Genomic DNA, 8,083 nt, shown 5'->3' on the forward strand with positions numbered 1-8,083 from the left:
AAGAAGTCAGAAGCGGTAGTTCATGTCCAGGAACCAGGTCGAGCCGATCTCGAGGCCAGCGCGAAACATGTCGTGGTTCGGGCCAATCGTGCGCCCGCGGCTCTTGCTGAAAATGTTCCGCCCGCTGAGTCGAAGCTGCAGGTTGGAGCTCACGTTCCACTTCGCGGTCAGGTCGACCGTGGTCAACGGCTGGATCCAGAGCGTGTCCCAAGGATTGGCGTCGAAGCTTTCAAGGTACTTGCCTTGGTGGTTGACCGCCAAACGCAGTTCGGAGCCCTTGTTGAAGCTCCAGAACACCGCGGCGTTGCCGGCAAATTTCGACTGGTACTGGAGCTGGTCGATCTCGTGGATCCCTTCCCCGTAGATATAGGAGGACTTGCCGTCGATCCACATCATGTTGACGGAAGCGCCCAGCGGTGCCAGCGCGTGATGCAGACCCCCGAAGCTGCTGTGGATCACACCCAGCTCCAGGCCCTTGTAGGTGGTGTCTTCACCATTGATCGGCGAGGTCACTGTCCAGGTTTCATCCTCGATGGTTTCCTGCCACGACATGTTGAGGATGTCGTCGCTGATGTCCTTGTAGAAGCCGGTCAGCGTGACCATTCCCAGACCCTGGTGGAAGTAGTACTCCATGCCCAGGTCAAGGTTGGTTGATTGCCGTGGCTTGATACCGGCGTTGCCGCGCGAGACGGTGAATTCCTCGTCATTGAAATTCTCGACTGTTGCGATCATTTCCGGGTTGGCGCGGCCAAGGGTCTTCGACGCCGATGCCTTGATGCGGAAATCCGGCGACAGCGACCAGATCACGTTGAGGTAAGGAAGGACTTCGGTGTCACTGCCCGACGCGAACGCCTTGCCGGGCTGGACCACACCACCGGCCACGCTCGCCATTTCCGCATCGAACTCGGCACGATCCAGGCGCAGGCCGCCACTGACGCGAAAGTCATCCGTGGCGTACACGCCATTCACGTAGCCGGCGAGAACTTTTTCGCGGTATCGGTAATCGTTCGCCAGAGAGTTGTAGAGGGACGTTTCCTCGTCAATCTCCATGCCGGGGATCACGTTCTTCCAGAACTCGTCCGCATCCAGCCAAAGCGCCGGCCAGCTGTATCCGGGAGTGTCGAAGTCTGGAGTGAAAGCCAGTCCCTCCAGCGTCACTTGGCCCCTTGCATATTGGGTGGCGGTGTTGTCGCGCTCCATATCCCAGACCCGGTAGTTGAGGCCCGTTGAGAAGCCCCAGCCCCTATCTTCAGAGCCATCGTTGAAGCCGTAATCGACCTTGGCTTCGGTGACATAGGAATTGGCTTCGCGCCGGTCCTTGTACACGTTCCAGTTGGTGAACTTGCCGGGATCAAGCAGGGCGCCACCATCGTCAGGAACGAAAATGTGGCCCGGGTCTGCAAGGTCGTAGCTGAGCCGGCCTGCGTTCTGGACACGGAACGCCGAGAACGGACGGTCAGACCGGTACCACGCCTTGGACCTGCCCAGATTCGCGCTGAGCCGGCCCTTGTCCGCGAGATCCCATTCAACCCGGCCCTGGATGCCCATCTGGTCGCGGTTGAAGTCGTTGAAACGCCACTGCGTGTCGGCGGCGCGAATATTGGCGGTTCCAGTATTTTCCGTCTGGTCGCGGTGCTGGTCGAGGGTGACAATCCGGTTGCTGTTCCGCGTCTCCTGCTCGTCGGACAGATAGGCAAAGCCGAACAGCGAGGCGTTGAACCGCTCGTTCGGCCTCCAGTCCAGTTTCACGGTGCCCCCGTGCTTGGTGAATACGTTCGTGTAGCTGTGGGCGGTAAACCCGTCGGGGGCGCCGATGCCGTTCCAATCCGCGGAGTCCGGTGTGGTGATACTGCCGGCGTCGTTGTAGTACATGCGGTTCGGGATCGCGTTGTTGGACTGGGTCCGCGGGCGCTGCTCATAGACGCCGGTCACCAGCAGACCGATGGTGTCGTTGGCAAAGGTCGGCGCCCAGGCGAGCCTCGCTGAACGGCCCCAGGGGGAACTCACCCCGTCGCGGCCACCCCTGTTGTCGTCGGGCACATCCATATAGGTGGAGTAGCTGGTGCCCAGCGTCGCGTTGACCAATGGCTGACCCATGTCGAACGCGCTGGACGGCACGATGTTGATCAGGCCGGCAAGCGCGCCGGCGTCAAGCTCGGGCGAGAGCGTCTTGAAGGCCTGGAGCTGCTGCACGGCGTTGGTCGGGATCACCTGCAGGTTGACCTTGCGGGTGCCCTCACCGTGGTCGCCAGTGGTGGCAATCGTCAGGCCGTTGATGGTGACCGGGACAAAGTCGGGGTGGGAGCCGCGGATCGAAGCGAACTGTCCGATGTCATCGTTGTACACCGTGGTCACGCCGGTGATGCGACGCAGCGACTCGGCGATGGTGAGGTCGGGCATTGCACCGATCTCGTCGGCGGACAGGGAGTCCACGATCGCGACCGCTTCGCGCCGGGTGTCGATCTCTTCCTTGGCCTGCATCCGCGAGCCGACCACCACCAAGGTGTCCAACTGGGTGGCCGTGGCCTCGGCGCCCGTCTCCTGGGCGGCTGTGGGGAGCACCACCGAGGTCATGGCGGTTGCCAATGCCAGGGTCAGGGCGCGGCGCCGCGGTGTGTTCTGAGGGGCGCGATGGAACGTGCGCGAAGCAAGAGCGGACATCTCGAATATCTCCATTGAACAGCCGTGACGGCCGCACGGCAGCGGCCGCCACAATCCGGCGGGGTTGGGTAACGCGTGTGGGGTGGTGCCTTGCGTTCCGGGTCTACTCGCCGGCGCCCTGGAACCGCCCGTGGAAATCGGCCAGCCCGATCTCGAACTCGTCGCGCGCAAGGAACTCGGCGTCACTCAGCTCGGCCCGCCTTTCGCCGGCCTTGTACCAGGGCGCGTACTCGGGGATCTCGGAGCTGAGCTTCCCGAAGTGCGTGGAGTAGGTGCGCACGTTGACGCTTGGCTGCGGACTGTCGAGATCGAAGGTCAGCAGGCGCAGCCACCCGTCACCGGTCTGGGTGTTTCCCGGGTACTTGCCGTCCGGGTCGTGCGACCTCGCCACCTGTGCACGCGGCTGATAGTCGGCGAGCATCTGGTGCACTTCATGGCCCTCGTCGTTGTAGTCGACACCGTAGCCCTGTCCCCCGATGTGACCGCTGAGAACAAGAAAAATCTGGTCGTGCTGGCTGATGAAGTCATCCCAGACCATTTGCGGATTGTTGTCGACCGGATCCAGCAGGCTCATGTCCAGCGAGCCGCCCACCGCATGCTCGCCGTCGCGGTTGGTGTACTTGTGGGTGGTCACGATCGTCGGCAGTCCAGGGTTCTGCTTGATGACCCTGCGGGCCCAGGCAAGCGAGCTGTCGGGCGCGTCGTACTGCAGACCGATATGCAGGAACCTGCACTCCCCAGCGGTGAAGACCTGGGCGCTGTCGGCGCCGCCGTCGTTGGACGCGATGTACCAGTGCTGGTCGCGGAAGAAGTCGGACTCCGCCGAAAGAACCGAGAGGAAGCCGGTCAGACCGCCGAAGTGACGGATCTCCGGCGCCATCGGGTCGGCCTCGGGCAGGGGCGGATGTGCCGGGTCGGTCCAGACCGCGTCGTAGTCGTGATTGCCCGGGACCACCGAGAACGGCAGCGCGCCGGCGATGATCTCGAAGCCTTTCACCGCCGTCGGGATCTCGTGGTTCCGGACCTCTTCGGGATAGAGGTCCGGCTTGCCGCCAGTGACCGAATCGGGCGCCGCCTTGAAGCCCCGCGCCGCGTGGCCCGGATCAATGCGCATGACGCGGTTCTGCCAGATGTCGCCGACGTGGGTGGCGAACACGATATCGCCGCCGTTGCTCCTGGCGTTGTCGGCGATGTACTGCATCTGCTCGAAGTACAGCTCAGCGGCGTCGATCGGGAAGCCGTGGGACTTCTGGTGGCTGAAGTCCATGTAGTTCTGGGTGTCGGGGATGACGGCGATGGTGAACTCGCCGCACTGGCCCTGCCGGTACTCGCTGGCCGATGCATGGAACGAAAGTGTGGCTGCCAAGGCAGCGGTGGCCAGGGCCACGCCAACGGGCAGGCGCGCAGGCCGGATGCTTTTCAGGAGCGTCATTCAAATCACTCGGGTGGGAAGGATGCGCCGAGTGCTGTCATCGATGCACATGCCCCCATGATCAGGAAGGGGATGATCGGATGCGGCGGAGACTCCTTCTCCTGCGTCACTTGGCAAGCGCAGCATTGAACGCAATGAACATTGCACACGCATGACTCGCGCATTACCTGGCCTGGCTTCGACACCTCTCGTGGCCCCGGGGTGCCCTGGAGAACGGGCTTGGCGGAAAGGACGGCGTCAGCGCCGGTGGGTTTACTTCCGATCCGGCAAACGGCTCCGTCCCGCGGAGCGGACGCAGCAGCGTCAGGCGTCGACCACCATCCCGTCCCTGGCGGATCTTGAAGACCCGCAGCGGCCTGCCGTCGTCCAGCCGCAGCTCCATAGCATCCTGCAGCTGTTGCACTTGCTCCAGGCTGCCGCACAGGTCTCGGCCGCTGCCGCGATCTCGGCCTCGAACTCGTCGCCGAAATCGTTGGAGGGCCACTCACCGCGGCCGGCCATCTCATCCACGCGGGCCAGCGCGCGCTCGCGCAGGCGCTCAAAATCGCGCGCCTGGCGCCGGTTGCCGGTCAGCGCCGCGTTCACCTCGCCCAGCGCATCGAAGGCGATCCCGGTGGCCTCGCAGCTGACGGCCGCGATCTCAGGCAGCATGCCGCGCACGCCGGACTCTATCGCTTGCAATCGCGCGGCATCGGCTTTCGACACGGCACGAGGCTTGCCGTCCACGCGGAGCGTGCCGTCGCTGATCTCGACCAGCCCTCGTCGCACGCCACATCGCCCTTCGCCAGCAGCAAAGGTGCCTCCTCCGCTTCACCGGCGGAGCGCAAAGAGGCGGTTCCAGTGGCACCTGGCATGGCGTGCATGCTTGATCGTGCTCAACCCCTTCCAATTCCGTCACTTCGATTCTGACTATCGAACAGCTGCTCAACCACACGCTCATCTGCCTCGTGGCGAGCTAAAAGCTGCTCCCCACGCTGGGTGAACGCAACCCCCTTGGGGGACTGTGCAAACTCCTGCAAGATCCGACTCACGTCTGCGTCCTCTCCTACTGCAACAGCGGCGAGCACGCGATTGAGGTACGGGCTATCGAACGGGCTCGCGGGTGCTCGTACGGATCCTTGGCGCTCACGCTCTGGAGCTAGGCCTTGATGCAAGCCAGCAGTCTCCAAAGGTTCTCCTGTGCACCCCTCATCCATACGTTGGAGGAGCGTGTCAGCAAACTCCCGGCCTCGTCCGTTCATGGCATGTCTGATCTCGTCTGGAGTCGTCGCCATGTCCGCGCGCGGAGCCGGCACTCGGGGATCGACACGCAACAACGTCACGTGCACGCCACTTTCGTTGATTGTCAACTCGGTCGTGCCGTCGCCATTCCGCACGCGCGCCAAGCTGGCTGGATCGATTCGACGCCACTGCCCGTCGATGAAAGCCTGTCCTTGGCCGTTACGATTCCAATGTACGAAGTCATTGCCCGAAACATAGAAGCCTGCCTGCCGGCTCCCGTTAGCCTGCGGCTGTGGGTTGCCTTCGGCTAGCGACGCGCCCCTGTCGAGTGCTGCAATGAACCTACGTGAGGCTTCCGGTGTGAGGAACAGGGATCGCATCGTGTCGTATTCAAAGCCGAGATCAGGACTCGCCGTGTCAGGACGGTGAGCCGCCACCGGCCCGATCAGCGGATCGGCTGTTTTGGTAGCCGTCCAGTAGATCGCGAGCCACATCCGGATGCTGGCCAAGATCGATCTGTAGCGTGCCGAATGAGTAGCCGCTGTTGGCCACTGGCTCCATGCGTCCGCCTGCCCTGACGTTGCCAGCAAAGCTCAAGCGGTAGGCAACATCACGACCTGCAACGCTGCCTTCCGAACTCACCCCTACAGCGAAGTAGGCGGCCGCTCGCAGCTCATTCAAGGTAAGAGGATTCGGGTCCGTCATGATCCATCTCCTTATGGGTCATTCGCTACTTGCCGTCTGAAAGGCAGTTCTCCACCCAAGGTTGCGCCTGCAATGCATCCCACTCGCCTTGCTGGGTGGGCACTGCCCGATAGTCGGCGAGACATGCGCCATCCGCGGCTGTCAGATCGCCGAGATTGCCGTCGCAGAGCCGCAGTGGCTTGTCGATACCTTGCCATCCGTCTCCGCATTCCGTATCGGTCTCGGCGCCTGGACGACCACACACTTGGGTGCGGCGCGCTTCGTTCGAGGATGTTGCGCGAGCTACGACCCTGCCTTCATACACTTTGCCGGACGCGAGGTAAGACCAGGTCCCACAGATGCGATCGGCGCGCTGCACCAGCAGGTAGCGGCTGCATTCCTCACTCGATGCCACGCCTTCGCATGACTCCCACGCACCAGCGAAGGGCGTCTCGGTTGGCACTTCCGCGGTCCCCAACCCGGCACACGCCGCAAGACCCAGCAGCGCCATCATTCCCAGTACACGCATCCAGAATCCCTCCCGGCGAGCGTTCCACATTACGCCTCGCTCAGCGAGCTTACAAAGCTTGCGGCGAAACGCGCTTTACGTGACAGCGTGCGAGAACCTGTGTCCTCCGCCGCCACGGTTCGGCCGATCCGGCATGCGGAGTCCCCGCTTCCACGCGCTGCTGCAGTCACTCCAAGTCACTTACGCGCCTCAATCCAGCACCCCGGCAAACGGCTCCGGCCCATCGATATCCACCCCCAGCACCCGCGCCATCCCCTCCTCGCTGCGGTCGGTGGTGAACTCCACCCACAGCGGCAGGTGGTCGCTCACGCGCGGTGAGACCTGGGCGTTGGACAGCTCCTGGTACACCGCGCCGGCGAAGTCGATGCCGCCGGCGCGGCCGCTGGGCTTCAGGCCGAAGTCCTCGCCCTGGAACCAGGCGATCTGGTCGTAGTGCTTGGCGGTCTTGCCGGTCGTGGTCTTGACCGCCTGCAGCGGCACCGGCACCCACAGACCGGTTTCGACGAAGGCGTCGAACAACGGGTTGCCCTGGCGCTTGTCGATATTGAAGTCGCCCAGCACCAGCAGGTTCGGCTCCTCCCGGCTCTGCCCGGCCCGCGCCCGCGCGCGCAGCTCCTGCGCGGTGAAGCGGGCAATGCGCTGCAGCTCGGGCAGGCGGTCGGCGGGCACGCTGCCGTAGCGGATGTGGGCCGTGAGCAGGGTGAAATGCTCGTTGGCGGCGCGGAAGCCGGCGATGAAGGGCGTGCGGTCGAACTGTTCGGGCAGGCCCTCGGGCGTGGGCAGCAGCACGATCTCGCCCGCCAGCCCCGACAGCACCACGCGGCGGGTGTCGTACAGATAGGCCAGCCGCTCGGAGTTGCCCTTGTCGCCGCCGCTGACGTCGGTGAGCAGCACCGCCCAGTGCGGCCCGAGGAAGTGCGTCATCAGATGGCGCAGCGCGGTGGTGTCGCGCAGGACCTCCTGCAGGGCGATCACGTCGAAGCAGCGGACCACCTCGGCGATGACGGCCAGCGCCCGCAGGTTGCGCTTGGGGCTGCCGGGATTCTCCGACCAGTCGGGATGGAAGCCGCCGAACTTCTGGATGTTCCAGGTGCCGACGATGACGTTGGCGTCGGTGCGGCGCGGCGGCAGGCCGGCATGGGGCGATTCGGCGGCGAAGGCGGACGATGTCCTGGATGGCGGCGACGGAGTACTGGGCGTGGTCCATGGCTGGCTCCTGCGCCTGCGGCGCTCCAGTTGGACAACGTGCCGACAGACGGAAAGTGGCCGCCTGTTTGAATCGCGCAAAACCACGGCAACGTGACCGGCGAGGTGGGCGCGGCGTTGGTTATGCTTTATGGCAGGCGTCGCTGCCGCCACGCCCTGCCCTGAGGACTACACATGGATCGTCGCCGCTTCCTTGGCGTGAGTGGAGCTGCCGCCGCGTCGCCCATGTTGTCCGCACTGGGCATACCTGCCACGGCAAACGCCACCGCGACATTGTTCAAGCGCGTGAACTTCGCGTCCGACGGGCTTGGGCTCAGCCCCGCCGAGTACGCAGCACTGCTGGGCGAGGT

General features: G+C 64.1%; 7 protein-coding genes. 1 reads left to right on the forward strand and 6 read right to left on the reverse strand.

Features of this window, described 5'->3' with window-relative positions:
• Nucleotides 1-6 precede the first annotated feature (6 nt).
• The 3 genes from ACW5F0_RS04680 to ACW5F0_RS04690 all read right to left on the reverse strand — a co-directional run bounded on the left by ACW5F0_RS04680 (nt 7) and on the right by ACW5F0_RS04690 (nt 4,861).
• On the reverse strand, nt 7-2,661 hold the full coding sequence (locus ACW5F0_RS04680; protein WP_456964853.1) for a TonB-dependent receptor: 2,655 nt from the start codon (nt 2,659-2,661) through the stop codon (nt 7-9).
• Between the two features lie 103 nt (nt 2,662-2,764).
• The gene (locus tag ACW5F0_RS04685; RefSeq protein ID WP_456999144.1) at nt 2,765-4,093 is read right to left on the reverse strand and encodes a hypothetical protein; all 1,329 of its coding nucleotides are present in this window, start codon (nt 4,091-4,093) and stop codon (nt 2,765-2,767) included.
• A 303-nt stretch (nt 4,094-4,396) separates the two neighbouring features.
• Nucleotides 4,397-4,861: a DUF2884 family protein gene (locus tag ACW5F0_RS04690; RefSeq protein WP_456999146.1), complete on the reverse strand. Its 465-nt coding sequence runs from the start codon at nt 4,859-4,861 to the stop codon at nt 4,397-4,399.
• Nucleotides 4,862-5,337: 476 nt separating this feature from the next.
• Between ACW5F0_RS04690 and ACW5F0_RS04695 the strand changes: the two genes are divergently transcribed.
• The gene (locus ACW5F0_RS04695; protein ID WP_456999147.1) at nt 5,338-5,625 is read left to right on the forward strand and encodes a hypothetical protein; all 288 of its coding nucleotides are present in this window, start codon (nt 5,338-5,340) and stop codon (nt 5,623-5,625) included.
• 106 nt (nt 5,626-5,731) lie between these two features.
• Here the strand turns inward: ACW5F0_RS04695 and ACW5F0_RS04700 are convergent, their stop codons facing one another.
• The 3 genes from ACW5F0_RS04700 to ACW5F0_RS04710 form a co-directional block, all read right to left on the reverse strand.
• Nucleotides 5,732-6,019, reverse strand: coding sequence for a hypothetical protein (locus tag ACW5F0_RS04700; RefSeq protein ID WP_456999148.1), 288 nt, complete (start codon nt 6,017-6,019; stop codon nt 5,732-5,734).
• Between the two features lie 25 nt (nt 6,020-6,044).
• On the reverse strand, nt 6,045-6,512 hold the full coding sequence (locus tag ACW5F0_RS04705) for a hypothetical protein (protein ID WP_456999150.1): 468 nt from the start codon (nt 6,510-6,512) through the stop codon (nt 6,045-6,047).
• A gap of 204 nt (nt 6,513-6,716) precedes the next feature.
• On the reverse strand, nt 6,717-7,814 hold the full coding sequence (locus tag ACW5F0_RS04710; RefSeq protein ID WP_456999151.1) for an endonuclease/exonuclease/phosphatase family protein: 1,098 nt from the start codon (nt 7,812-7,814) through the stop codon (nt 6,717-6,719).
• Nucleotides 7,815-8,083 lie beyond the last annotated feature (269 nt).

The sequence above is a fragment of the Luteimonas sp. A534 genome, from assembly GCF_054072805.1.

Bases quoted from the DNA above. Each gene is read 5' to 3' on its own strand.
- ACW5F0_RS04680 (WP_456964853.1), bottom strand. From the start codon at position 2,661: ATGTCCGCTCTTGCTTCGCGCACGTTCCATCGCGCCCCTCAGAACACA.
- ACW5F0_RS04685 (WP_456999144.1), bottom strand. From the start codon at position 4,093: ATGACGCTCCTGAAAAGCATCCGGCCTGCGCGCCTGCCCGTTGGCGTG.
- ACW5F0_RS04695 (WP_456999147.1), top strand. From the start codon at position 5,338: ATGTCTGATCTCGTCTGGAGTCGTCGCCATGTCCGCGCGCGGAGCCGG.
- ACW5F0_RS04700 (WP_456999148.1), bottom strand. From the start codon at position 6,019: ATGACGGACCCGAATCCTCTTACCTTGAATGAGCTGCGAGCGGCCGCC.
- ACW5F0_RS04705 (WP_456999150.1), bottom strand. From the start codon at position 6,512: ATGATGGCGCTGCTGGGTCTTGCGGCGTGTGCCGGGTTGGGGACCGCG.